The sequence below is a fragment of the Streptomyces sp. NPDC018693 genome (assembly GCF_044391385.1).
GTDB lineage: Bacteria > Actinomycetota > Actinomycetes > Streptomycetales > Streptomycetaceae > Streptomyces.
In genome coordinates this window covers 268,420-292,696 of the sequence record NZ_JBIRZZ010000005.1, presented here as the reverse complement: position 1 = coordinate 292,696, position 24,277 = coordinate 268,420, and the positions used below count along the sequence as shown (strand labels likewise).

Annotated in this window: 18 protein-coding genes; 11 read left to right on the top strand and 7 right to left on the bottom strand. The window is 72.8% G+C overall.

Translation table 11 applies throughout. The features are described 5' to 3' along the window. Positions 1 to 116: 116 nt before the first annotated feature. Positions 117 to 2,270, top strand: coding sequence for a PP2C family protein-serine/threonine phosphatase (locus ACH5AC_RS16400; protein ID WP_398862489.1), 2,154 nt, complete (start codon positions 117 to 119; stop codon positions 2,268 to 2,270). Positions 2,271 to 2,350: 80 nt separating this feature from the next. Here ACH5AC_RS16400 and ACH5AC_RS16395 read toward each other — a convergent pair whose 3' ends face one another. After that, on the bottom strand, positions 2,351 to 3,652 hold the full coding sequence (locus ACH5AC_RS16395; protein ID WP_398862488.1) for a S1 family peptidase: 1,302 nt from the start codon (positions 3,650 to 3,652) through the stop codon (positions 2,351 to 2,353). A gap of 187 nt (positions 3,653 to 3,839) precedes the next feature. Here ACH5AC_RS16395 and ACH5AC_RS16390 point away from each other — a divergent pair, with 187 nt between their 5' ends. The 6 genes from ACH5AC_RS16390 to ACH5AC_RS16365 all read left to right on the top strand — a co-directional run bounded on the left by ACH5AC_RS16390 (position 3,840) and on the right by ACH5AC_RS16365 (position 12,325). Then, positions 3,840 to 4,253 (top strand): PaaI family thioesterase, encoded by a 414-nt coding sequence (locus ACH5AC_RS16390; RefSeq protein ID WP_398862487.1) that lies wholly within the window; start codon positions 3,840 to 3,842, stop codon positions 4,251 to 4,253. A gap of 396 nt (positions 4,254 to 4,649) precedes the next feature. Further along, positions 4,650 to 4,865, top strand: a complete 216-nt coding sequence (locus ACH5AC_RS16385; RefSeq protein WP_398862486.1) for a type A2 lantipeptide — start codon at positions 4,650 to 4,652, stop codon at positions 4,863 to 4,865. Between the two features lie 68 nt (positions 4,866 to 4,933). Beyond that, the gene (locus tag ACH5AC_RS16380) at positions 4,934 to 5,740 is read left to right on the top strand and encodes an HlyD family efflux transporter periplasmic adaptor subunit (RefSeq protein WP_398862485.1); all 807 of its coding nucleotides are present in this window, start codon (positions 4,934 to 4,936) and stop codon (positions 5,738 to 5,740) included. Next, positions 5,737 to 7,959: an NHLP family bacteriocin export ABC transporter peptidase/permease/ATPase subunit gene (locus tag ACH5AC_RS16375; RefSeq protein WP_398862483.1), complete on the top strand. Its 2,223-nt coding sequence runs from the start codon at positions 5,737 to 5,739 to the stop codon at positions 7,957 to 7,959. The genes ACH5AC_RS16380 and ACH5AC_RS16375 overlap by 4 nt, the downstream gene beginning before the upstream one ends. A 1-nt stretch (position 7,960) precedes the next feature. After that, on the top strand, positions 7,961 to 10,777 hold the full coding sequence (locus ACH5AC_RS16370; RefSeq protein ID WP_398862482.1) for an NHLP bacteriocin export ABC transporter permease/ATPase subunit: 2,817 nt from the start codon (positions 7,961 to 7,963) through the stop codon (positions 10,775 to 10,777). A 543-nt stretch (positions 10,778 to 11,320) separates the two neighbouring features. Beyond that, positions 11,321 to 12,325 carry a Ppx/GppA family phosphatase gene (locus ACH5AC_RS16365; RefSeq protein ID WP_398862481.1) on the top strand — a complete coding sequence of 335 codons (1,005 nt, stop codon included), beginning with the start codon at positions 11,321 to 11,323 and terminating at the stop codon, positions 12,323 to 12,325. 15 nt (positions 12,326 to 12,340) lie between these two features. Here the strand turns inward: ACH5AC_RS16365 and ACH5AC_RS16360 are convergent, their stop codons facing one another. Next, the gene (locus tag ACH5AC_RS16360) at positions 12,341 to 12,949 is read right to left on the bottom strand and encodes a flavodoxin family protein (protein ID WP_398862480.1); all 609 of its coding nucleotides are present in this window, start codon (positions 12,947 to 12,949) and stop codon (positions 12,341 to 12,343) included. A 204-nt stretch (positions 12,950 to 13,153) separates the two neighbouring features. Further along, a complete protein-coding gene (locus tag ACH5AC_RS16355; protein WP_398862479.1) occupies positions 13,154 to 13,576 on the bottom strand; it encodes a subtilase-type protease inhibitor in 423 nt (140 codons plus the stop codon). A 326-nt stretch (positions 13,577 to 13,902) separates the two neighbouring features. On the opposite strand from ACH5AC_RS16355, the gene ACH5AC_RS16350 reads away from it, so the two are divergent. Beyond that, entirely contained in the window at positions 13,903 to 14,442 is a 540-nt protein-coding gene (locus tag ACH5AC_RS16350) for a hypothetical protein (protein ID WP_398862478.1), read from the top strand. A 39-nt stretch (positions 14,443 to 14,481) separates the two neighbouring features. Next, a complete protein-coding gene (locus ACH5AC_RS16345; protein WP_398862477.1) occupies positions 14,482 to 15,174 on the top strand; it encodes an alpha/beta fold hydrolase in 693 nt (230 codons plus the stop codon). Between the two features lie 48 nt (positions 15,175 to 15,222). Here ACH5AC_RS16345 and ACH5AC_RS16340 read toward each other — a convergent pair whose 3' ends face one another. The 3 genes from ACH5AC_RS16340 to ACH5AC_RS16330 form a co-directional block, all read right to left on the bottom strand. Beyond that, positions 15,223 to 16,869 carry an RICIN domain-containing protein gene (locus ACH5AC_RS16340; RefSeq protein WP_398862476.1) on the bottom strand — a complete coding sequence of 549 codons (1,647 nt, stop codon included), beginning with the start codon at positions 16,867 to 16,869 and terminating at the stop codon, positions 15,223 to 15,225. A 390-nt stretch (positions 16,870 to 17,259) separates the two neighbouring features. Beyond that, positions 17,260 to 17,637, bottom strand: a complete 378-nt coding sequence (locus tag ACH5AC_RS16335) for a toxin Doc (RefSeq protein ID WP_067232917.1) — start codon at positions 17,635 to 17,637, stop codon at positions 17,260 to 17,262. Positions 17,638 to 17,640: 3 nt separating this feature from the next. Next, positions 17,641 to 17,886, bottom strand: a complete 246-nt coding sequence (locus tag ACH5AC_RS16330; RefSeq protein WP_398862475.1) for a hypothetical protein — start codon at positions 17,884 to 17,886, stop codon at positions 17,641 to 17,643. A 194-nt stretch (positions 17,887 to 18,080) separates the two neighbouring features. Here ACH5AC_RS16330 and ACH5AC_RS16325 point away from each other — a divergent pair, with 194 nt between their 5' ends. After that, a complete protein-coding gene (locus ACH5AC_RS16325) occupies positions 18,081 to 19,325 on the top strand; it encodes a cytochrome bc complex cytochrome b subunit (RefSeq protein WP_398862474.1) in 1,245 nt (414 codons plus the stop codon). On the opposite strand, the gene ACH5AC_RS16320 is transcribed toward ACH5AC_RS16325, so the two are convergent. Next, positions 19,270 to 21,510 (bottom strand): glycoside hydrolase family 9 protein, encoded by a 2,241-nt coding sequence (locus tag ACH5AC_RS16320; RefSeq protein ID WP_398862473.1) that lies wholly within the window; start codon positions 21,508 to 21,510, stop codon positions 19,270 to 19,272. The genes ACH5AC_RS16325 and ACH5AC_RS16320 overlap by 56 nt on opposite strands. Before the next feature lie 396 nt (positions 21,511 to 21,906). Between ACH5AC_RS16320 and ACH5AC_RS16315 the strand changes: the two genes are divergently transcribed. Further along, the gene (locus tag ACH5AC_RS16315; protein WP_398862472.1) at positions 21,907 to 24,276 is read left to right on the top strand and encodes a SpoIIE family protein phosphatase; all 2,370 of its coding nucleotides are present in this window, start codon (positions 21,907 to 21,909) and stop codon (positions 24,274 to 24,276) included. Position 24,277: the final 1 nt, after the last annotated feature.

The window sequence follows — 24,277 nt, the reverse complement described above, 5'->3', positions numbered from 1 at the left end:
TGCATATGCCACGGCCCCCGGGGGTACGCGTCCACCCTCCGGTACGGGCCCGCTCGCCCGTGCGCACCAGGCCCTCAGGCAGCTGATCGATCCGGAACGGGCGGCCGGGCGAGGAGGTGGTCGGAGTGTCCGACGGGCAGACCGCGGGGCAGGCACTGGCCGCCGTCGGCGCGCCCGCCGACGCGCCGCTGCTGGCGCCGGCGCTGACCTCGATGACGGAGGCGGTCGGCGCGCACTCCGGCGCGGTGTACCTGCTGGCCGCCGACGAGCCGGTGCTGGAGATGGCCGTGACGGCCGGGCTGCCACGGGCGTTCTCGGCGCCCTGGCACCGGGTCGGGCTGAGCGCTCCGGTCCCGGTCGCCGACGCGGCGCGCGAACGGCGGCTGGTGTGGGTCGGCGGCGAGGAGGAGATGGCCCGCAGGTATCCGCGGATCGCGATGGTCCTGCCGTATCCCTTCGCGCTGGCGGCGCTGCCGGTGGCGACCGGGACCCGGGTGTACGGGGCGGTGTTCGTGACCTGGCCGGGCATGCATCCGCCGGAGCTGTCGGAGCGGGAGCGGCGGGAGCTGACGTCGGGCTGCGACCGGCTCGCGCTGCGGCTGGAAGAGGCGGCGGCGGAGAACCGTCCGGTGCGCGCCGAGGTGGATGTGCCGGTCGCGGTGACCGATGCCGCGGACGCCTTCGGCACGGTCGAGGCGGCCCGGATGGTCGCCCGGCTGCCGTACGGGCTGTGCTCGCTCGATCTGCACGGGCGGGTCGTGTTCGCCAACCAGGCCGCGGGCGATCTGCTCGGTCTGCCGGTCGGCGGGCTGCTGGGCACCCAGCTGTGGGACTCGGTGGCCTGGCTCGACGATCCGGTGTACGAGGAGCGCTACCAGGCCGCTCTGGTCAGCCAGCAGCCGACCTCGTTCGTGGCGCTGCGCCCGCCAGCGGAGTGGCTGTCGTTCCGGTTGTACCCGAACACGAGCGGGCTGAGCGTCCGTATCGGGCGGGCCCACTCGGTGGCCGGGAACTGGCCCAGGACTCCCGGTCCCGCCCCGGAACCGCACCCGCTGGTGACGATCTCCCAGGCGCTGACCATCGCGGGCGCGCTGACCGAGACGGTGGGCGTCGAGGACGTGGTGCGGCTGGTCGCGGACCAGATCGCCCCGGCGGTGGGAAGCCAGGCGCTGGCGCTGCTCGGGGCGCAGGCGGGGCGGCTGCATGTGCTGGGGCACCACGGCTATCCCGACCCGAAGGCCGTGGAGCGGTTCGACGGGGCGCCGCTGAGCGCGCGCGCACCGGGCACCCAGGCCGTGATCAGCGGGGTGCCGGCGTTCTTCACCTCCCGGGAGCAGCTGGAGCGGCTGTACCCGGGGTGGCGGGCGATGCCGGACGGCTTCGCGGCCTGGGCGTATCTGCCGCTGATCGCGTCGGGCCGCCCGGTGGGCGCGTGTGTGCTGGCGTACGCCGAGCCGCGGTCCTTCTCCACGCACGAGCGGGCGGTGCTGACGAGTCTGGCCGGGCTGGTCGCCCAGGCCGTGGACCGGGCGCTGCTCTACGACGCCAAGCACCGGCTGGCGCACGGGTTGCAGCAGGCGCTGCTGCCGCACTCGCTGCCGAGGCTGCCCGGCTTCGAGGCGACGGCCCGCTATCTGCCGGCCACCCGGGGCATGGACATCGGCGGTGACTTCTACGACCTGGTGCCGTCGTCCCCGCTGGCGGCCGCGGTGATCGGGGACGTACAGGGGCACAACGTGACCGCGGCCGGGCTGATGGGTCAGCTGCGCACCGCCGTGCGGGCGTACACGGCCGTCGGCCAGGAGCCCGGGGAGGTCATGCGCAGCACCAATCGGCTGCTGATCGACCTGGGTTCCGATCTGTTCGCCAGCTGTCTGTATCTGCGGCTCGACCCGGAGCGCGGGTGCGCGGTGATGGCGCGGGCCGGGCATCCGCCGCCGCTGCTGCGCCGGCCCGACGGGCGGGTGCGGGTGCTGGACCTCGCGGGTGGGCCGCTGCTGGGCATCGACGGCACGGTGACGTACCCGACCACGGAGGTCGAGCTGCCGCCCGGTTGTCTGCTCGCCCTGTACACGGACGGGCTGATCGAGACGCCGGGTGTCGACATCGAGGACGCGGTGGGTGAGCTCGGACGGCGGCTGGGGGCGGACGGGGACCGGCCGCTGGAGGAGGTAGCGGATCGGCTGGTGGGGCAGTTCGCGGTGGCGGAGGAGCGGTTGGACGACGTGGCGTTGCTGTTGCTGCGGGCACAGGGCGGCACGGCGGGGTGACGGCGCGGTGGTCCGGCCCTCCGCCGAGGGCCGGACCAGTCGCCGGTGCTCTGAGGTGCCGCTGCTACGCGGGCCGCAGGTCAGTTCGTACGGCTCGGCTCCGAGTTGTCCTGCTGCTTGCGGCCGTTGCCCGTGCCCCGCTGTTCGTCGGCACCCACCTGGCCGTTGCCTACGCCCTGGCCGTTGCCTACGCCCTGGCCGTTGCCGTTGCCGTTGCCGCCGCCGGCCTCCTCGCCGCCCGCCTGGTCGCCGGCTCCGGCGCCCGTGTCGCCGAGGGTCGCGCCGACCGCGGCCAGGGCGGTGGTGACGGGCTGGAAGAAGGTCTCGCCGCCGATCGTGCAGTTGCCGCTGCCTCCGGAGGTGAGGCCGATGGCGAGGCCGTCCTGGGTGAACAGGGAGCCGCCGCTGTCGCCGGGTTCGGCGCAGACGTTGGTCTGGATGAGGCCGGTGACGGTGCCCTCGGGGTAGTTGACGGTGGCGTCGAGGCCGAGCACCTGGCCGTTGGCGAGGCCGGTGGTGCTGCCCATCCGGAAGACCTGCTGGCCGACGGTCGCCTCGGCGGCCTGGAGGATCGGTACGGACTGGTTGCCGATGTTGACGTCGCTGGGTGCCTGGGTGTTGGGGTCGTCGTACTTCACCAGGGCGAAGTCGCCGTCGCCGGGGAAGGTGGCCTGGTCGACGGTGCCGATCGGCGCTCCGTTCGCGGAGTCGGACCACTGCTCGACCGCGACGCCGCAGTGACCGGCCGTCAGGAAGGCCGGGGAGCCGTCGCCGGCGGTGACGTTGAAGCCGAGGGAGCAGCGGGAGCCGCCGCCGAAGATGGCGTCGCCTCCGGAGGCGAAGGTCTTGAAGGTGCCCGCGGACTTCCTGATGGTCGCCATGCCGGAGCCGAGGCTCTGCACGGTGGACTCCAGCCGGTCCCACTTGCCGCCGGTGACCGTGCTGTCGGCGGTGACGAGGATCTGGTTCGTCCTGGGGTCGACGGCCCACGCGGTGCCGGGGATGGTGGCCCGCGCCTTCAGTGTCTGCGCGGCCGCCCCGAGTTCGGCGGTGCTGTTGTCGACCTCGCGGATCTTGGCGCCGGCCTTCTCGGCCTGGACGATCACGTTGTTCCGGTCGCCGTCGACGTCGGTGACGTTGACCACGAGCTGCCGGCTGCCGCTGTCGTAGTACGAACCGGCGAAGGCGTCACCGAGCAGTCGCTCCAGCTGCGCGGCGAGGTCCGAGGCGTCGGCCGCCTTCAGCGTCTTCGGCGCGGCCGCCGGGCTGTCGCCGTCCTGCGAGGCGTTGGCGTTCGGCAGCAGCAGCGCCGCGGCTCCGAGCGCCGCAACGCCGCCCGCCGCTATCACGGCCTTGCGCTTCGGCATTCGCTTGTGACTCACCTTCACGACCTCCTGGGGGACGGGGTCTCGTGCTGCCGTTCGACAGCTCCGTACAGCGGCGCCTGGTTGGCCGTTGGTACGCAGGGGGCGCGCGGTGTGTTCAATTCCGGTTTCGGGTGGGCGGCGCGCGCCCCTGATTCGGCCACGGGGCGCGTCCGTCGCCGGGCGGCGGGGAACAATCGCCCATATGACGATGACGACCACCGAAGCCGACAAGATCCTTTCCGACAACTTCGCGCCCTGGGTACTCGCTCTCGGGCTCAGCGTCGAGTCCCTGGGAGCCGACCGCGCGGTGCTGCGTCTGCCCTGGTCGGAGGCGTTGGCGCGGGAGGGCGGGGGCCTGTCGGGGCAGGCGCTGATGGCGGCCGCGGACACCGCCACGGTGATCGCGGTGTCGGCGGCGCGCGGGGCCTACGGGCCGATGACGACGGTGCAGCAGTCGACCTCGTTCCAGCGCGCGGTGACCGATTCGGATGTCCTGATCGAAGCGGTGCTCACCAAGCTGGGCCGGCGGATGGCGTTCGCCGACCTCACGATGACCGCCGAGCGGACCGGGGAGCTCGCGGCGAAAGCGAGCACGGTCTACGCGCTCCTGGGCTGAGACGGTCGGTGATCGACCCCTGACGTTCCGTGCCGGCCGGAGAGCGGAATCCCCGGTTCAGAGAATCTGCACATCGATTGCCCAACGAGGTCACCGCGCCCGGGAGTCCTCCATAACTCCCGGGCGCCGCCCACGGCTTTGCGGCGGGAGTGCCGGATTCGCCGCGACAGCGCCCCACGCTCATCGGAGCGTATGCGCCCCGCGGTGTGAAGAAGTCGCCGCAAGGGCGTGCGCACCCCGTCACCGTGTGGCGGCCGTGTGCCTCAAGTTCCCTGGTGGGAAGGGTGGTTGATTGGCAGCGGGGGCGGCGGACCTGCTTTCATCCATCGCACCGCGGGGGCCGGCCAGGCACCCGCGCTCCCCCTTGTGAAAGCTCCGTAGGAAGGGAAGTTCCTCATGAACTCCACCCCCCGGGTCGAGACCGTCGAGATCTCCGACGCCGACCTCGACAACGTCTCCGGCGGTCTGCACCTGAACGCCCTCAGCACCGTCACCGGCATGGTGGACGGCGTCGCCCCGGTCTCCGGCCTGGTCGACACGGCCGTCGGCACCGTCGAGGGTGTCACCGGCCTGAGCACGGCCCCGGTCACCAACCTGGTCGCCGGTCTCTGACCGCACCCGCGTCACCGTGAGTCCCGGAGCCGCCTCCCGGCTCCGGGGCTCGTCGGTGCGGAGGCCCCATGCAGTTCCGCCAACAGGCCCTCGCCAAGCTCCAGTCGCCGGAGGAACTCGACCTGCCGGTGCGCCTCGCCCGTCCGCGGGGCCGGCTGGTGCTGTCCGTGACCGTCATCGCGCTGGCGGCCGCGTCCGTGTGGGCGGTCACCGGCTCGGTGACCGCCACGGTGAGCGCGCCCGCCGTCCTCACCCACGGCCAGGGCAGCTACATCCTGCAGAGCCCCGCCGCCGGCCAGGTCACGGCCGTGCTGGCGAAGGAGGGCGAGCGGCTGCCGGCCGACGCCCCCGTGCTGAAGGTCCGTACGAGCCAGGGCGAGACCACCGTTCGCACGGTCGCCGCGGGCCGGATCACCGCGCTCGCCGCGACGATCGGGCAGATCATCTCCACCGGCACCGATGTGGCGGCCGTGGAGAAGGTCGCCGACGCCGACGAGCCGCTGTACGCGACCGTGTACGTGCCCGCGGAGAGCGCGGCCTCGATCCCGGAGAACGCGGCCGTCGACCTGACGGTGCAGACGGTGCCGTCGCAGCGGTACGGGGTGCTGCGCGGCCATGTGAAGTCGGTGGACCGCACGGCCCGGTCGGCGCAGCAGATCGCCGCGTTCCTCGGTGACGGCCGGCTCGGCGAGCAGTTCACGAGGAAGGGCCGGCCGGTCGCCGTGCTGGTCCGCCTGGACACCTCGGAGTCGACGGAGAGCGGCTACCGGTGGTCCTCCCAGGACGGCCCGCCGTACCGCCTCACCTCCATGACCATGGCCACGGGCTCCATCCGGCTGGCCGATCAGCGTCCCGTCGATTGGCTGCTCCCGTGACGACCGCCCAGCAGACCCGGGGCCGTCGCCGCGCGGCCCCGACCCGGCGCACGGTACCCAAGCGCCGCGGCAGGGCCGTGCGCACGCCGACGGTGCTGCAGATGGAGGCCGTGGAGTGCGGCGCCGCCTCCCTCGCCATGGTCCTCGGCCACTACGGCCGGCATGTCCCGCTGGAGGAGCTGCGGATCGCCTGCGGCGTCTCCCGGGACGGCTCGCGGGCGAGCAACCTGCTGAAGGCAGCGCGTGGTTACGGCCTGACGGCCAAGGGCATGCAGATGGACCTGGCAGCACTCGCCGAGGTGAAGGCGCCCGCGATCCTCTTCTGGGAGTTCAACCACTACGTCGTCCACGACGGCATGGGCCGCCGCCTCGGCCGGCGCGGGGTGTTCGTCAACGACCCCGGCAGGGGCCGCCGTTTCGTGCCGATGGAGGACTTCGACGGCAGCTTCACCGGTGTGGTGCTGGTGATGGAGCCCGGCGAGGGATTCCAGCGGGGCGGGCGCCGGCCGGGTGTCCTGGGCGCGCTGCCGGGCCGGCTGCGCGGCACCGCGGGGACCCTGCCGGCCGCCGTGCTGGCGAGTCTGCTGCTGGTGCTGGTGGGCGCGGCGCTCCCCGCGCTCAGCCGTACGTACATCGACATGTTCCTGATCGGGGGCCAGACCTCGCTGCTGGACGTGCTGTTCATGTCCATGGCCGCCTGTGTGCTGCTCACGCTCGCCCTGACCTGGCTCCAGCAGGCCAACCTCCACCACGGCCGCATCATCTCCTCCACGCTCTCCAGCGCCCGCTTCCTGCGCCACCTGCTGCGGCTGCCGGTGACGTTCTTCGCCCAGCGCAGCCCGGCCGACCTGGTGCAGCGCCTGCAGTCCAACGACGCGGTGGCCGAGACCCTGGCCCGCGATCTGGCCTCGGCGGGCGTGGACGCGGTGGTGGTCGTCCTCTACGCGCTGCTCCTCTACACCTACGATCCGCAGCTCACCTTCGTCGGCATCGGCGTGGCGCTGCTGAACATCGTGGCGATGCGGGTCGTCGTACGGCTGCGCGCGACGCGGACGGCGAAGCTGCGCGCGGACAACGCACGGCTGACCAACACGGCGTACACCGGGCTGCAGTTGATCGAGACGATGAAGGCGACCGGCGGTGAGGACGGCTACTTCCGCAAGTGGGCCGGACAGCACGCCACCACCCTGGAGGAGCAGCAGCGGCTCGGGGTGCCGAGCGCCTGGCTGGGTGTGGTGGCGCCGACGCTGGCGACGCTGAACAGCGCGCTGATCCTGTGGATCGGCGGGATGCGGGCGATCGAGGGCCATGTCTCGGTGGGTCTGCTGGTCGCCTTCCAGGCGCTGGTAGCCCGGTTCACCGCTCCGCTGACCCGGCTCAACGGTGTGGCGGGCCGGATCCAGGACTTCGCGGCGGACGTGGCCCGGCTGAAGGACGTGGAGAACTTCCGGGCCGACCCGCTCTACGACCGCCCCGGCGGCGCCGACTCGACACGGCGACTGCACGGGCATGTGGAGCTGGAGAACATCACCTTCGGCCACAGCCCGCTGGACAAGCCGCTGCTGTCCGGCTTCGACCTGACGGTGGGCCCGGGGCAGCAGGTGGCGCTGGTCGGCGGCTCGGGCAGCGGCAAGTCGACGGTGTCCAGGCTCATTGCGGGGCTCTACACGCCGTGGGAGGGCGTGATCCGTATCGACGGGCAGCGGCTCGAGGACATTCCGCGCGGGGCGCTGGCCGCCTCGGTGTCCTTCGTCGACCAGGAGGTGTTCCTCTTCGAGGGCACCGTCCGCGACAACGTGGCGCTGTGGGATCCGTCGATCCCGGACGACGCGGTGGTCGAGGCGCTGCGGGACGCCGCTCTGTACGAGGTGGTGATGCGCCGTCCGGGCGGCATCCACAGCAAGGTGGAGCAGGACGGCCGCAACTTCTCCGGCGGGCAGCGTCAACGCCTGGAGATCGCCCGGGCGTTGGTGCGCCGGCCGAGCATCCTGGTGCTCGACGAGGTGACCAGCGCGCTGGACGCGGAGACCGAGCAGGTGGTCATGGACAATCTGCGCCGGCGCGGCTGTGCCTGTGTGGTGATCGCCCACCGGCTGAGCACCGTGCGCGACAGCGACGAGATCGTCGTACTCCGGCACGGCACGATCGTGGAACGCGGCCGGCACCAGGAGCTGGTGGCGCGCGGCGGCGCGTACGCGGCGCTGGTCAGGGAGCGGTGAGATGACGGCCGTACACGAAGGCGACCTGGTCCTCTCGGCGCTCGGGCAGATGGGCGCACGGATCGACTGCGCGGGCTTCACCCGGCTCGACCTGGAGGGCCCGCAGACGCTCTGGCTGGTGGCATCGGGCGCGCTCGATCTGTTCGCTGTGGACGCCGAACAGCAGGGCCACTGGCACCACTTGGGCCGTCTGGAGGCGGGTTCACTGCTGCTGGGCCCGGTCGCAGGGCCCCAGCACACGCTGGTCGCCCGCCCGTTGCGGGACTGCGTGGTGCACCGCATCGGCCTGCGGGAGCTGTACCAGCCCGCGCAGACGCAGAGCTGGGCGTACGACGAGTACGGCAACCCCCAGTACGTGCCGCCGACGTCGAGCCCGCTGGAGTACGCCCTCGCGCTGGGCGTCGGCCGTGGACTGTCCGTCCTCCTTCAGGCACCGATGGCGAGCGAACGCCCGGCCGAGGTCACAGATGACGACGTGTTCTGGATGCAGGTGCCGCCGGGGAGCGTCCAGTACGGCTCGCTGTACGGTGCCGAGGCCGCCGCCGATCTGCTGATGGACCCCGCGGTGTGGCAGATCATGGTGGACCAGCAGTATCGGCTGCTGACCACCCTGGACCGCTGGATCGAGCAGCTGGAGCGGACGCACGAGACGCGTACGGCCGCCGGGATCAAGGCCGGTGAGGCGGTCCGCGCCCAGGCCGACCGGACCCTGCTGGCGTCGATCGGCAGGTCCTCGGCGCAGCGCACGACGGCCGCCGACGCCGACGCGACATACGCGGCGTGCCGGCTGGTCGCCCGGGCGGCCGGGATCGCCCTCGCCGAGCCGACGCGCATGGGCGCGGGCGGCGACCGTCTCGATCCGGTCGAGCGGATCGCCCTCGCCTCGCGGGTGCGCACCCGCGCCGTCCGGCTGGACGGCCGCTGGTGGCGGGAGAACGTGGGCCCGCTGGTCGGTCACCGGGCGCTGTCGGGCGCGCCGGTCGCCCTGCTGTGGCGGCGCGGCGGATATGTCGCCGTGCATCCCGCGACGGGCCGTGAGACCCCGGTGGAGAAGGCCAACGCGGAGGAGTTCGAGCCGCGTGCGGTGATGTTCTACCGGCCGCTGCCCGACCGGCAGTTGAGCCCACTTCGGCTGCTGCGGTTCGTGATGCGCGGCACCGGCAGCGATCTGGCGAACCTGCTGCTGAGCGGGCTGGTGACGGTGGCGATCGGGGCGCTGGTGCCGATCGCCACGGGCAAGGTGCTCGGCGAGTACGTCCCGAAGGCGCAGGCGGGGCTGATCGTGCAGGTCTGTCTGGCCGTGATGGTCAGCAGTGTGGTCGCGGCGGCGTTCATGCTGCTGCAGAACCTGACCATCCTGCGGCTGGAGGGCCGTATCGAGGCGACGCTCCAACCGGCCGTCTGGGACCGGCTGTTGCGGCTGCCCACCGCGTTCTTCGCCCAGCGGTCGACGGGTGAACTGGCCAGCGCGGCCATGGGCATCAGCGCGATCCGCCGGCTGATGGCGGGCCTCGGGCCGTCGGTGGCGCAGTCGCTCACCATCGGCGCAATGAACCTGGGCCTGCTGCTGTGGTACAGCGTGCCGATGGCCCTGGCGGCGATCGGCATGCTCGTGGTCATCGCGGCGGTGTTCCTGGGGCTCGGGCTGTGGCAGGTGCGCTGGCAGCGGCGGCTGGTCCGGCTCACCAACAGGCTGAACAACCAGGCGTTCCAGACCCTGCGTGGGCTGCCCAAGCTGCGGGTGGCGGCGGCCGAGAACTACGCCTACGCGGCCTGGGCGTCGGAGTTCGCGCGCAGCCGTGAGCTGCAGCAGCGGCTGGGGCGCATCAGGAACCTGAACGCGGTGATGGGCGCGGTGTATCTGCCGCTGTGCTCGCTGCTGATGTTCATGCTGCTGGCCGGTCCGGCGCGCGGGACGCTGTCGGCGGCGGAGTTCCTCACCTTCAACACGTCGGTGACCATGCTGCTGACCTCGGTGACGTCGCTGACCGGCGCGTTCGTGTCGGCGGTGGCGGCGCTGCCGCTGTACGAGGAGATCCGGCCGGTGCTGGAGGCGACGCCGGAGGTGCGGTCGGCGAGCACCGGGCCGGGGCCACTGTCGGGCGCGGTCGAGGCGCGGCGGCTGTCGTTCCGCTACTCCGACGACGGGCCGCTGGTCCTGGACGACGTGTCCTTCGAGGCGCGGCCGGGCGAGTTCGTGGCGATCGTCGGGCCGAGCGGCTGCGGCAAGTCCACGCTGCTGCGGCTGCTGATCGGCTTCGACAGGCCGGTCTCGGGCAGTGTGCTGTACGACGGGCAGGACCTGGCGGCCCTGGACCGGTCGGCGGTGCGCCGGCAGTGCGGGGTGGTGCTCCAGCACGCGCAGCCGTTCACCGGTTCGCTGATGGACGTCATCTGCGGCACCGAGTCGTACACGCCGGAGGAGGTGATGGCGGCGGCCGAACTGGCGGGGCTCGCCGAGGACATCAGGCGGATGCCGATGGGCCTGCACACCATCGTCTCCGGCAGCGGCTCGGTCTCCGGCGGCCAGCGCCAGCGGCTGATGATCGCCCAGGCGCTGATCCGCCGCCCGCGCATCCTCTTCTTCGACGAGGCCACCAGCGCCCTCGACAACGAGACCCAGCGCGTCGTCATCGAGTCGACCCGCAAGCTCAACGCCACCCGGGTCGTCATCGCGCACCGTCTGTCGACGGTGCTGGACGCCGACCGGGTCGTCGTCATGGAGAACGGCAAGGTGGCCCAGCAGGGGCCGCCGGCCCAGCTCCTCGCGGACACCGGCGGGCGGCTGCACGAACTGGTGCGGCGGCAGCTGGCGTAGCCGGGGCGCCGCGCACCACGCCGTCGGCGTCCGGGAACTCGCGGACTCCGGCGAGCTGCGGCACGGCACCCCCGCCCTCCTCTTGTGACCGGACCGTGTCGCCGCAGTCCCGCGAGCACACGCTGTACGACGCGTTCCCCACCAAGGCGCCCTGTTCGGACACACCCTGGAGCGGAGCCGGACCCGGAGCGGGCCGTCGCGCCCGCCGTCGGTCAGTGCGCCGACCTGCTGGACCGCGCGGGCGATCTCTGATCGTGGCCGCGCTGGAGGCGGCGGCCGCCGACGCCGGGGCGCGGGACACGTGCGCCGCGCGTCTGTCGCCGGCCACGGCCCTGCACCGGCGCGGCGTCCCGCGCCCCGGTCCGGGCGCCGACCGGGCCGCCGACACCCTCTGCGCGCTCGCCTTCCCGCCCGTCCGCCACCTGCGGGCACCTACCGGGAGTGGTCGCGGGAGCTGCTGGTCGGGGAGTTGCTGCCGCGGGAGTGACCGGGCGTCGCCGCCGGGAGGGGCAGGAAGGGGGCCGCCCGGGTACTCGCCTCCCTATGAGAATCGGTGTGGTGGACGTCGGATCGAACACGGTACGGCTGGTGGTGGCGGACGCGGCGGGCGGAGTTCCCCTGCCGGTGCACACGGCCAAGTGGCGCCTGCGCCTGTCCGAACTGGTCAGGCCGGGCGAGCCCATTCCCGAGGAGGCCGTGGAGCTGCTGGTCGACGCGGTCGCGGCGGCGGACCGTACCGCGGCGCGGTGGGGCACGGCCGGGCCTCCGCTGGCCTTCGCGACCGCCGTGGTGCGCGGCGCGCCCAACCGCGAGGAGGTGCTGAGCGCCGTCCGCGCGCGGACCGATGTGGCGCTGTGCACCCTGCCGGGCGAGGTGGAGGCCGAGCTGACCTTCCTCGGGGCCCGGCGGTGGATGGGCTGGCGGTCGGGCCCGCTCGCCCTGTTCGACATCGGCGGCGGCTCCTTCGAAGTGGCCTTCGGGCGGGGCCGGTTGCCCGACTTCGTGGCCTCGCTGCCGCTCGGCGCGGGCCGGCTCACCCATGAGTTCCTGCTCGGCGAGGAGCTGCCCGAGCCGGCGCGGGTCCGGGCGCTGCGGCGCAAGCTGCGGCACGAACTGCGGGACGCGGCGGCCCGGATCCGCTGGGAGGGGCCGCGCACGGCGGTGGCCACCTCCCGCACCTTCCAGCAGCTGAGCCGACTGTGCGGATCGGCGCCCGGCCGGCACGGCCCGTTCGTGGAGCGCACCCTGTGCCGCCGGGACCTGCGCGCCGCGATCGACCGGTTGTCCGCCCTGACGGCCGCGGAACGCGCCGCGCTGCCCGGCATCTCCGCGCCGCGTGCCGCGCAGAGTCTGGCCGGTGCGGTGATCGGGCACACGGCGATGAAGCTGACCGGGCTGAAGCGCGTCACGATCTGCCCGTGGGCGATCCGGGAGGGGGTCCTGCTGCGCCATATCGAGGACGGCCCGTCCTGGTGGGCGGAGGTCTCCCGGCCGACCGACGAGCCCCCGCCGAGGGAGCCGGTGCCGCTGCGCATCGCGAGCCGCTGACCCCACCCGGGGCGGTCATCCGGGGGGCGCCCCCAGCGGCCGCTCCGCCAGGGCCCGGGCCACGCCGTGCAGGTTGGCGGCCATGGCCCGGCCCGTGCGGTGGGACCAGTCGTGGCCACGCTCGTCCTCGCGGTAGTCCGGTCCCGGCCCGGGTCCCAGGTGCCAGTACGTCCATGCCTGGCCGGGGACGGTGTAGCCGAGGTCGGCGAGCGCTCCGGAGATCTCGCTGATGACGTGGTGCGCGCCGTCCTCGTTGCCGGTGACGACCACGCCGGCGACCCGGTTGTAGGCGACGGGTCGGCCCTGGTCGTCGGTCTCGGACAGCATCGCGTCCATCCGCTCCAGCACCCTCTGGGCCACGGAGGACGGCCGGCCGAGCCAGGTCGGCGACGCCATGACGAGGATGTCGCTGGCCAGCAGCTTGTCGTGGACGAGCGGCCACATGTCACCGTCCCGCACGGCCTCGCTGACCACCCCGGGCGCGATGTCCAGGTCGACGGCCCGCACCACCTCGATCTCCACGCCGTCCTTCTCCAGCTGCTCGACCACGACCCGGGCGAGCGCCTCGGTGTTGGAGAACTCCGGCGATGTCTTAAGCGTGCAGTTCACCACAAGTGCCTTCATCCGACTCGGAGTACCCCGGTGTCGCGTCGCCACGCGGGCGGCGGCGATCCGGCGGGTCTCCGTACAACCCCAGGGGCCGGTGGGCGGCCCCACTCCGCCCTGCCGGCCCCTGGGTAACGAGATCGCAGCGGTCCCGTGTCAGAGCTCGCACTCCCCATCTGCGAGCCTCTCGCGGCATGCACGGGGACCGCGCGATCCCGGTCTCTAGAACGCGAAGACGCTGCTGCGGCTCGCGTTCATCACGCACTCGTTGGAGAAGGTGCGCTCGTACGAGACCCGGGTGCCCTGCCAGACACCGTCGACGGTCACGACCACGGGCGCGTACTCCTTGGTGCAGATGGCGGCCCCCGGTTCCGCGAGGGCGTCCAGGTCACCACCGGTGGCGCGCAGTTCGGCGCAGGCCGCGGCGGGCGCCGGATGCGTCCCGGAGGGAGCCGGGGCGCAGCTGAGGGTGACGGCGCGGGACGGGGTCGCCAGGGCCGCGCTCTCGCCGTGGCCCATGGTCAGCACCAGGGCGGACGGCGCGTAGAGCGAGGCGGGGGCGGCGGAGGCGCTCCCGGCGAGGGGAGCGCAGACGGCGGTGGCCGTGAGGGCGAGGGTCGCCGCCCAGCGCGCGGTGTTCCGCATTGTGTGCATCCTTCCGCTGAATAACGAGGGTGTGCCGGCCCGGCCCTGTGGGTGCCGGACGGCGGCGACCGCGAGTCTGCCGAGTCCGCGACGGAAACTCACATCGACCCCACGAGTTTCAGTAACCTTGCGTATTGAATCAGTGGCGGGAAGTGACACGCTCCGGTTGTCCGAACGCCGGAACCAGGCGCCTCCCGGTTCCCCGGATCGGCCACATGGCCGATTTCCATAGCTTCGTTAATCGTCCTGAAACATTCAGCTTCCGCCCTCGACCGAACCCTCCGCGACCCCTTGCGTTCATGGACCAGCGGAGTAATGGTCATTACATGCTTACGAACGAGCAACGCGAGAAACTGCGCGGCTGGTTCACCGGCCGCCTGCCCGACGACCTCTTCGAGGAGCTCACCGACCTGACGGTCGACCGCGAGGAGATCACCGTGATCGGCCGCATCCCCCCGCCCCGGCTCGCCGAGGGGGCCCCGGCCGCCGAGCGCCGGGCCGCGATCGAGTCCCGGATCCTGGAGTTCCGGGAGCGCACCCGGGAGACCAGGATGTCCGTGGCACGGGAGGCGGAGCACCGGTTCCGCCGGAAGGTGTCCTGGGGCGTGGTCTGCGACGGGGAGCGCGCCCTGTTCACACATGTGGCCGCGCCGGTGATGACCCGGCTGCGGCAGCCCGAGCGCCAGGTCCTCGACACACTGATCGCCGGGGGTGTGGCCCGCAGCCGCAGCGACGCGCTCGCCTGGTGCGTGCGGCTGGTCCAGCGCCACACCGACGACTGGCTCACCGAACTGCGTGAGTCCCTGGAGCAGGTGCACCGGGTGCGGGAGCGTGGCCCGGACGCGGGTCCCGCCGACGGCACGTGAGCTGCGGGCCTTGTCAGATGCCTGCGTTAGCGTGCGGGCATGACCAACTTCGTACTGGTGGCGGGTGCTTGGCTGGGCGCGTGGGCGTGGGAGGAGGTGGCGGCCGAGCTGCGTGCGGCGGGCCTCGGCGTCCGTGCCCTGACGCTGAGCGGGCTCGCCGAGAGACATGGCGTCCCGGCGGGACAGCAGACCCATGTCCGGGACATCGTCGACGAGATCGAGCGGCTCGACCTGCGGGACGTCGTCCTGGTCGGGCACAGCTACTCCGGTGTGCCGGTCGGGCAGGCGGCCGAGCGGATCGGGGACCGGCTGCGGCGGGTGGTGTACGTGGACGCGAACGCGGCGGTGGACGGCGAGGCGTTCCTGTCGGGCCCGTGGAGCGACCAGGTGCGGCAGATGATCGAGGACAACGGCGGCTTCTGGCCTCCCCTGCCCGAGGAGTTCACCGGCCAGGGCCTCACCGACGAGCAGATCGGCCGTGTCGCCGAGCGCTTGACGCCCCACCCCGGCGCCTCCCTCACCGAGCCGGCCGTCATGACCCGTCAGCTCGGCGAGCTCCCCGGCACGTACATCAAGTGTCTGCTCGACGGCGAGGAGCCGTGGGGTGCCGCTGCCGACCTGCTCAAGAGCGAACGCTGGGAGCTGGTGACGATGGACACCGGCCACTGGCCGATGTTCTCGCAGCCGCGTGAACTCGCCCGGATCCTGCGGGAGCCGGCCCTCCACCCCTGATCCGTCCGGCCGTACCCGCCGGTGTGAGTCGGTCTGCGCGCGCCCGGCTCACGCCGTCCGGTCGGGCAGCTCCGCCGGCTGGGGCGTCGGTCCCTCGGTGCCGCTGATCGACAGCGACCCGGGGCTTGCCGTCACCGCGTCGGTCCGCCAGCGCTGGGCGGTGGAGCCGTCGCGGACCTTGACCACGAGGTCGGCGCCGGCCTCACGCCCGGCCGGGGCGAGGGCGAGGGCCTCGTCCCAGCGGGGCAGCAGCTCGCCCTGCACCGTGAAGTCGTAGCGGACGTCGGCGGCCCGGGCGGTGTCCTCCTCGGCGCACGCCCCGAGGATGACCACCCCGGCGTCGGCGTGCGAGTCCACGCACAGCCCGGGCTCGGCGACACTGCGCAACTGCCCGTCGTCCTCGTAGGTCCACTGCTGGGTCCAGTCCGAGGAGCACACCGCCAGTTCGATCCCGGCGCCCTCCTGGGGCGTGCCGCTGATGTCGAGGCAGAGGTCGGCGTCGGCGTTGCGCAGCCTGGTCTGCGCGGGCACGCCGGGCAGTCCGGCGGTGCCGGGGGCCGTGGGCGTGCCGGCCGTCGGGGCCTGGGCGTCGGTGCCGGGGACGGTACCGCCGCCGCTGGCACTGGTGGAGGCCGCCGGGTCGGCGCCGCCGTCGTCGGACCACATGCCGGCCGCGAGCAGGGTGGTCAGCAGGCCGGCCGAGGCGAGTCCGACGCCGGTGAGCAGCGTCCGCGGCGAGCGGCCGGCCCCCGGGGAGCGGCGTACCGGCGCGGGGATACGGTCCAGCAGGCGCCGCCCCCTGCCGCGCGGGCGTCCGCCGCGGTGCCGGGCGGAGCCGCGCAGCCGCACGGGCTGCTGACCGGCGCGGCCGGGGCGGGTCTCCAGGTAGCGCTGGGCGCCCCAGCCGAGCACCGCCTCCGCGAGCAGCAGACCCAGCCCGCCCTCGAAATGGCCGAGTTGCTCGGCGGCGGCCCGGCAGTAGCGGCAGCCGTCCAGGTGTTCGCGGACATCGGGCAGCAGGTCGCCGCCGCGCCGCAGGGGGACGTCGAGGAGGCGGTTGTAGAAGCGGCAGTCCTTGCTGGGCGCCAGTTCGCGGTGGGCGCGGACGATGCCCTCGCGCAGCTTGTCCCGGGCCTGGTCGAGGGCGGCCGCCGCGGCCTCGGCGTCCACGCCGAGCAGCTGGGCGGCGACGGGGACCGGTTCGGCCTCGACCTCGATGTGCCACAGCACACAGCGGTCCACGGAGGACAGGCCCTGGTACGCGCGCTCGGCCAGCACCCGGTGGTCGGGGACCAGGGACTTGGCCGCCCGCATGCCGCGCGCCCCGGCGGGCTTGCGCAGCACGGGCAGGGCACCGGAGACGCGCTCCGTGCCGGACCACAGCCGGGCGGTGTCCCGTACGGTCACCAGCAGCCGGGGGCGCAGGGCGGTGCCGGGCTCGCCGAGCTTCAGCCGGTCGAAGACCTGGTGGAAGGCGGCCCCCGTGACCATGGCCGCGACGCTTCCGGAGGAGGCCAGGCAGATCACCGCGTAGTCGTGGACCGGTTTCCAGTGCCGCGCGATGATCAGGGCGGTGGACTGGGCGACCTCGTGGTCCGGGCCGCCGCGCACTCCGGCGGCGAGCGACTCGTCGGACTCGGCCGGATCCGTACCGGGCGGCGGGTACGGCGGACGGGGCGGGTGGGGGGTGGGCACTGAGCGGATTCCTTTGGTACGTACCTACTTCGACGCGGTGGGGAGGCCCAGCCGTCACCCCCGCTCGAGTGGTTCACCCTTGCACAACCAACTCATGCGTAACAAGGCACTTGAGTGACATCCCTCTTATTGAAAGAAAGTCGACAGGGCGGGCCAACACGGACCGTTCGCCGCCGCGTTCACCGGTGGCATGCGCCCCGTGTGAAACGTCCGCACACTCCGGTGCGCCGCGCACGCTCCCGGCCCACCGGGCCGCCGTAGTGGACTGGATCCGGCCTTTCCTCGTAAGGCCCCGCGCGGGACGGCGGCTCTCCCGCGCGAAACGGCCGCCGGCCCTGCTCCTCCCGCCCTCGGCCGGCGGCCCGGGGAGGCCCCGGGCCGCGGGTGGTCTCAGATCTGCCAGGAGCGCAGCCGGTCGGCCGCCCCGTAGACGTCGGCCTTGCCGGACATCAGATCGCGGGCGAGGTCCACGAGGGCGCCGTAGGGCGGGTCGATGCCGACGCCGCTGACGAACATGTAGGCCACGGCGGTGGCGCAGGCGAAGCGCGCGTTGGCCGACGGCAGGGGCTTGAGCACGGCGAGGGTGTGCAGCAGTGCGGCGGCGCGCCAGGCCGGGTCGGAGTCCACGCCGAGGCGCGGTGGGTCGACCCGGTGCCGGGCCACGGCGGCGACCAGCGCGGAGAAGTCGTTGACGGTGGGCTGGTCGGGGAGCACCTCTTCGTGGCGCTGGAGCAGCCAGGGCACATCGATGTGGATGACGGGTGTCATCGGTCAGGCGACCTGCCCCTCGCCCCTGGCGGGCGATTCGTCGTCGGGGAACGCGGCCGCGAACTCGGCGGCGTGACCGGCGAAGAACTGGCGGAAGGCTTCCGCGCCCTCCTGCAGCGCACGGTGGCGGGCGATGTCGGCGGCGGCCGCCTCGCGCACGAGGGCCTTCATGGACGTACCGCGCTCCTTGGCGATCTGCCGGAGGTCCTCTAGCTCGCGGTCGCTGAACTCCACGTTGAGAGCTGGCATGCCCTCACGGTACTCCTCGGGTACTCGGGCGTAAATATCCGCAGGTCAAGTATGGGACAGAACGGTACCGGCGGAGGGGGACGCCGAGTCGGCCGAGACGTGCGTCACACGCGGGCCGTCCGATGTCACATCCCGGCCCGCTGCGGTGTCTCACCGGCACACGCGTGTACGGGTGAGAAGGAGGGCGAGGGGGCGTGAGCGCCACGGAACGGCACGGAGATGGCTCGCGGGGTGAGCGGGTCGCGGACTGGTTCGACGGCCGGCTCGGCATCCACACCTTCGGCAGGAAGTATCTGCGCAAGGTGTTCCCGGACCACTGGTCCTTCCTGCTCGGCGAGATCTGTCTGTACAGCTTCGCCGTCCTGATCCTGACCGGTGTCTATCTGACGTTCTTCTTCCATCCGTCGATGAACGAGGTGACGTACGAGGGCGGCTATGTCCCGCTCAACGGGGTCCGGATGTCCGAGGCGTACGCCTCCACGCTCGACATCAGCTTCGAGGTGCGCGGCGGGCTGCTGATGCGGCAGCTGCACCACTGGTCGGCGCTGATCTTCGTCGCCGGGATGCTCACGCACATGATGCGGCACTTCTTCACGGGCTCGTTCCGCAAGCCGCGGGAGGTCAACTGGCTGTTCGGCTGGACGCTGCTGTTCCTCGGCCTGTTCGAGGGACTGTTCGGCTACTCGCTTCCGGACGACCTGCTGTCGGGGACCGGTCTGCGCTTCCTCGACGGCGCGCTGCTGTCGGTGCCGATCGTCGGGACGTATCTGTCGATGTTCCTGTTCGGCGGGGAGTTCCCCGGCGACGACATCGTCGCCCGCCTGTACTCGCTGCACGTCCTGGTGATCCCCGGGGTCATGGCGGCGCTGGTGGTGGCGCACATCGTGCTGGTCGTGCACCACAAGCACACCCAGTTCGCCGGGCCCGGTCGCACCGAGCGCAATGTGGTCGGCGCCCCGTTCATGCCGGTGTACCTGGCGAAGGCGGGCGGCTTCTTCTTCCTGGTCTTCGGTGTCCTCACCCTCATCGCGGGCGTGGCGACGATCAACCCGGTCTGGGCGTACGGTCCCTACCGTCCCGATCAGGTGTCCACCGGCGCGCAGCCGGACTGGTACCGCCTCAACCTCTCGATCAACGCCGTGACCTGGGCGGTCCGCATCAGTATGTTCGTCGTCCCGGCGGTCGTCCTCTTCGCCACCCGCCGCATCTGCCTGGGCCTCCAGCTCCGCGACCGCGAGCTGGTCGAGCACGGCCGGGAGACCGGCCTGATCAAGCGACTGCCGCACGGCGAGTACACAGAGGTGCACCAGCCGCTCGACCAGGCCCGGCTCCACACCCTGACCGCTCATGAGCGGCCGGGAGAACCGGTGGAGCACCGGAGTATCAGCTCTGGTCCGCCACGAAGGACGCCATCCGGGTCAGGGCCGAGTTCCAGTTGATGGTGTGTTCGTTGGTCGACCAGGACTGGATGTCGTCGATGTAGCAGAACTGGGCGACGCAGCCCTGGAGTTTGGACTGGGCGAAGGGGTCCTGGATGCTTGAGTTGGGGCCGCCGGCGAGGGTGCCGGCCGGTGGGTTCGGCTGGGTCGGGTCGAGTTGGTGGGCGTACCAGCGGGCGTGCTGGTTGTGGGCGTTCACCTCGCCGTAGCCGGTGACGTAGGAAATGTTCAGGGCGTTGCGGCCGAGGATGTAGTCCATGCTCTGCAGGGCCCCGTCACGGTACTTCGAGGCGCCGGTGAGGTCGTAGGCGGTGGCGATGACGACCGCGTTGTGCAGGACCTGGTGGGCGGAGCCCCAGTCGTAGAGGTTGTCGGCCGGGGCGTACGGCATGCCGTACGGGTGTGCCTTCAAGGTGGCCAGGTAGCGGTCGGCGCCCTTGATCACGGACTGGCGCACCTTGTCGCGGCCGGGCAGCTTGCTCGGCACCAGCGCCAGGTCGAGGCGGGCCGCCGCCGCGGTCCGGGCCCAGTCGTAGCCGGTCGGCCCGAAGATGTCCGCGGTGTGGACCGGGGAGCGCAGGACGTGGTTCTGGAACTGCTTCTCGCCCGTGGTCAGATACAGCTCGGCCGCCGCCCAGTAGAACTCGTCGGTCACGTCGTCGTCGGGGTAGGCCCCGCCGCCGGTGCCGTCGTTCGGGTCGGCGTAGATGTCGGGGTGGGCGAGGGCGGCCGCCCATGCCTTGCGCGCGGCGGTGAGCGCCTCGGCGGCGAACTGCTTGTCGTAGGAGCGGTAGAGGCGGGCCGCCTGGGCCGCCGTCGCGGCCAGGTTCAGGGTGGCCGCGGTGGTCGGCGGGTGCAGTTCGCGCTTCTGCGGGTCGTCGGCCGGCATCAGCGGCAGCCCGGTCCACTGCTCGTCATGGATCTTGTGGTGCGCCATACCGGCCAGCGGCTCGCCGTCGGGCACCTGCATCTTCAGCAGGAACTCCAGCTCCCACCGGGCCTCGTCGAGGAGGTCCGGCACCTTGTTGCCGCTCTCCGGGATGGCGAGGCTGCCGTCGCCGAGCTTGTCCTGCTGCCCGGTGCGGGCGTGCCGCGCGCGTTCGTACGTGCTGAGCAGCTCCCAGGTGGAGATGCCGCCGTTGACGACGTACTTGCCGTGGTCACCGGCGTCGTACCAGCCGCCCGTGACGTCGAGGGTGTAGTCGCACACGCCGGGCTGGCAGGGCACGGCGGAGTCGCCCTGGTTGGGGGCGACGCCCACATGGCCGGCCGCCCTGCCGTAGCCGGGGCGCAGGTCGTCGCGGATCGGGGTGCCGCTGCGCTGGGTGTAGTAGTACTTCGCCGTGTCCAGGCGCAGCCGTTCGTAGGCGGCGGCGTCGAGGTCGAAGGGGTGGCTGCTCTCCCCGTTGGCGACGAGCGTGAAGCCGGTGCCGCGTGCCCGGTAGGAGCCGAAGTCGATCGAGTGGACGTTCTGCGCGGAGGAGACGTCGACGCCGCGCGGCACGGTCCAGCCGCGGGCGACGGTCGTACCCCGGGCGTTCTTCAGCTGCCAGGGCAGCCTGCCGGTGGCGTCGGTGACGAGGGTGGCGTTCTTCGGCCCGGCGGGCAGATAGCCGACCTGGTTGACCCGGACCCGCGGCCCGGTGTCGGGCTCGTACACCTCCGGCGGCACCCCGCCGAGCAGGGAGACGTCGTCCAGGCAGAACCGCCACGGGTTCGCGCTGCCGCCGACCTGGAAGGCCACCTGCGCCTGGGTGGTGTCGACGGGCGAGGTGAAGGTGTACGAGTACGTGTCACCGGCCTCGTCGAGGACCGGGCTCGCCTCCTGCCAGGTGTCGTACGGCGCGACCGCCAGGCCGACGATCGCGCGCACCACATGGCCGTCGGGCAGGCCGGAGGCGCGGAAGGAGAACCGGTAGGTCTCCCCCTGCGCCAGGGTGATGTCGTTCTGGCCGATCCCGGAGTCCCAGCGGTTGACCGTGCTGCCGGGCACGTCCGCGCACAGGCGGCCGTCGGACAGGCCGGCGGTGACATTGCTGGTCCACCAGGGGTCGGCGGTGCTGTCGAAGGTGCCGTTCCTGACCTGCTCCACTTCGTCGGCACCGGCCTGCTGGGCGGGCAGCGCGGTGAGCGCGGCGCCCAGCAGGGCGGTGAGGGCGAGCAGGCTGGTTCTGCGTCGTTGCACGTCTGGGCTCCTCGGGGAGGTGCGGGGGTGCCCCCGGTTTTTGGGAGCGCTCCCAAGAGACGGACGGGGCCCATGCTTGTGCGAGTGGTGACATGCCGTCAACGGTCCGTACGACACTTGCTGCCGCACGGACCGGACGTCCCGCTGTGCCTCCAACTTGCTGATGAGGAGCGCACCTCGGGCTTGACCAGGCGCGCTGCTGGTCATGGTCAGCCGCAGCAGGGAGCCGCGCACCGGGTCAAAGGTGACGACGGGGCGCTCGGTGACGTCGAGGGGCCGTGACCTCCGGCGGGCGGTCGCCCGAGGGGGCCGGGCTCCGCGCGGAAGTGCGACGCACTAGGCTGGGACCGCGTGACGTGCCCAGTCACTGTGAGTGTCCGCGATGGAGTGGCGACGATGAGCCCGGTCTATCCGTTCGACGATGCCGCGACGGCACGGGCTGTCGTCGACGACGACGGCGTCCTCGTCGAGTGGAACGCCGGTGCCTGCGCGCTCCTCGGCTGGGACGCGACGGAGGTCGTCGGCCGTCCCGCCACCCGCCTGCTGGCCGACGGCTCGGTGCCGGTGCCCGCCGAGACGCGCTGGGACGGCACGCTCGCACTGCGTCACCGCCAGGGCCGTACGGTGACGGTGTGGCTGCTCGCCCATCACCGGCCGTCCCCGGAGGGCGGCCCCGGACGCTGGCTGGTGGTCACCCCGCTGGGCGCCGGCGGCCCGCACTCCCCCGAGGATCCGCTCGGCGCGGCGGGCCTGGTCCAGGCACCCTGCGCGGTCGCCGTCTACGACGACCAGCTGCGGCTGCGCCGTATCAACGACGCGATGGCCCAGGCCATCGGGCTGCCCGAGGAGCGCATCCGCGGCCTGCGCCTGTCCGAGATCGGCGGCAAGCCGCAGAGCGAGGAACTGGAGCGGCACATGCTGCGGGTGCTCACCAGCGGCCGCGCCGAGGACGTCCAGACGTATCTGCGCACCGGCGGCGAGAAGCACGCGCACGCGTGGCTGGCCCGGATGGCGCCGGTCACCGACGCGCGGGGCCGGGTGCGGGGCGTGTCCCTGGCCGCCCACGACTTCACCGAGCACTACCTGGCCCGTGAGCGGCTCCAGCTGGTCAACGAGGCGAGCGTACGCATCGGCACCACCCTCGACGTGATCCGCACGGCGCAGGAGCTGGCCGATGTGTGCGTGCCCGCGCTCGCCGACTTCGTCAGCGTCGACCTGCTGGACCCGCAGGACGGCGACCCCCCGGCGCGGGCGACCGCCCCGGTGAGTCTGCGCCGGGCCGCCCACCGGTCGGTGACGCCGGGCAGCCCGGAGGCAGTGGCCAAGCCCGGCGAGGTCCAGGAGTACCCCGCCGGGTCGCCGCAGGCCGACTCGCTGGTGGCGGGCCGGACCATCGTCGGCTCGGTCCCGCGCGGCGACCTGGACCAGTGGCTCGCCCGGGACACACTGCGCCGGGCGCGGGTACGGGAGTACGGGATCCACTCCACGATGTCCGTCCCGATCCGCGCGCGGGGCGTCACGCTGGGCGTCGCGGTGCTCACCCGGTTCCGGCGGCCCGACCCGTTCGCCGCGGACGATGTGCTGCTCGCCGAGGAGATCACCGCGCGGGCCGCGCTCTGCGTCGACAACGCGCGCCGGTTCTCCCGGGAACGCGAGACGGCCCTCGCCCTCCAGCGCAGCCTGCTGCCGCGCACCCTGCCGCACACGGCCGCTGTCGACGCCGCGTCCCGCTATCTGCCGGCCGCGCGCGCCGGGGTGGGCGGCGACTGGTTCGACGTGATCCCGCTGTCCGGGATGCGGGTGGCCCTGGTCGTGGGCGATGTCGTCGGGCACGGCATCCAGGCGTCGGCGACCATGGGCCGGCTGCGCACCGCCGTGCGCACGCTCGCCGACATCGACCTGGCGCCCGACGAGCTGCTCACCCACCTCGACGACCTGGTCGTCCGGCTGTCGCAGGAGGCCGGCGGCGAGGGCAGCCCCGGCGAGCTCGGCGCGACCTGTCTGTACGCGGTGTACGACCCGGTGTCGCGCCGCTGCACCCTGGCCCGGGCCGGGCATCCCCCGCCCGTGCTGCTGGCGCCGGGCGGTGCGCCGCGCCAGGTGGAGCTGCCCGCCGGTCCCCCGCTGGGCCTGGGCGGGCTGCCCTTCGAGTCGGCCGAGCTGCGGCTGTCCGAGGGCAGTGTGCTCGCCTTCTACACCGACGGTCTGACCGGGTCGCGCGACCAGGACTCCGAGGCCGGGCACCGGCGGCTGTGCGCGGCACTGGCGGCGTACTCCGACTCCCTGGACGAGACCTGCGACCGGGTGCTGCGCGCCGTGCTGCCGACGGGCGGCGCCGCCGACGACGTGGCCCTGCTGCTGGCGCGCACCCGGGGGCTGCCCGCCACCCAGGTCGCCACCTGGGACATCCCCGCCGACCCGGCGCTGGTCGCGCCGATCCGCAAGCAGGTCGTGGCGCAGCTGGACGAGTGGGGGCTGAGCGAGGCGACCTTCACCACGGAGCTGGTGGTGAGCGAGCTGGTCACCAACGCCATCCGCTACGGCGCCCACCCGATCCGGCTCCGGCTGATCCACGACACGACGACGCTGATCTGCGAGGTGTCCGACACCAGCCACACCGCCCCGCATCTGCGCCGGGCCAAGACCTGGGACGAGGGCGGCCGGGGCCTGCTGCTGGTCGCCCAGCTCACCCGGCGGTGGGGCAGCAGGCACACCGCCGAGGGCAAGACCATCTGGGCGGAGCTGGCGCTGGTCGAGGAGGAGTGAC

Coding starts and splice junctions, on each gene's coding strand:
- ACH5AC_RS16390 (WP_398862487.1), top strand. CDS start 3,840: ATGACGATGACGACCACCGAAGCCGACAAGATCCTTTCCGACAACTTC.
- ACH5AC_RS16385 (WP_398862486.1), top strand. CDS start 4,650: ATGAACTCCACCCCCCGGGTCGAGACCGTCGAGATCTCCGACGCCGAC.
- ACH5AC_RS16380 (WP_398862485.1), top strand. CDS start 4,934: ATGCAGTTCCGCCAACAGGCCCTCGCCAAGCTCCAGTCGCCGGAGGAA.
- ACH5AC_RS16370 (WP_398862482.1), top strand. CDS start 7,961: ATGACGGCCGTACACGAAGGCGACCTGGTCCTCTCGGCGCTCGGGCAG.
- ACH5AC_RS16365 (WP_398862481.1), top strand. CDS start 11,321: ATGAGAATCGGTGTGGTGGACGTCGGATCGAACACGGTACGGCTGGTG.
- ACH5AC_RS16360 (WP_398862480.1), bottom strand. CDS start 12,949: ATGAAGGCACTTGTGGTGAACTGCACGCTTAAGACATCGCCGGAGTTC.
- ACH5AC_RS16355 (WP_398862479.1), bottom strand. CDS start 13,576: ATGCGGAACACCGCGCGCTGGGCGGCGACCCTCGCCCTCACGGCCACC.
- ACH5AC_RS16350 (WP_398862478.1), top strand. CDS start 13,903: ATGCTTACGAACGAGCAACGCGAGAAACTGCGCGGCTGGTTCACCGGC.
- ACH5AC_RS16345 (WP_398862477.1), top strand. CDS start 14,482: ATGACCAACTTCGTACTGGTGGCGGGTGCTTGGCTGGGCGCGTGGGCG.
- ACH5AC_RS16335 (WP_067232917.1), bottom strand. CDS start 17,637: ATGACACCCGTCATCCACATCGATGTGCCCTGGCTGCTCCAGCGCCAC.
- ACH5AC_RS16330 (WP_398862475.1), bottom strand. CDS start 17,886: ATGCCAGCTCTCAACGTGGAGTTCAGCGACCGCGAGCTAGAGGACCTC.
- ACH5AC_RS16315 (WP_398862472.1), top strand. CDS start 21,907: ATGAGCCCGGTCTATCCGTTCGACGATGCCGCGACGGCACGGGCTGTC.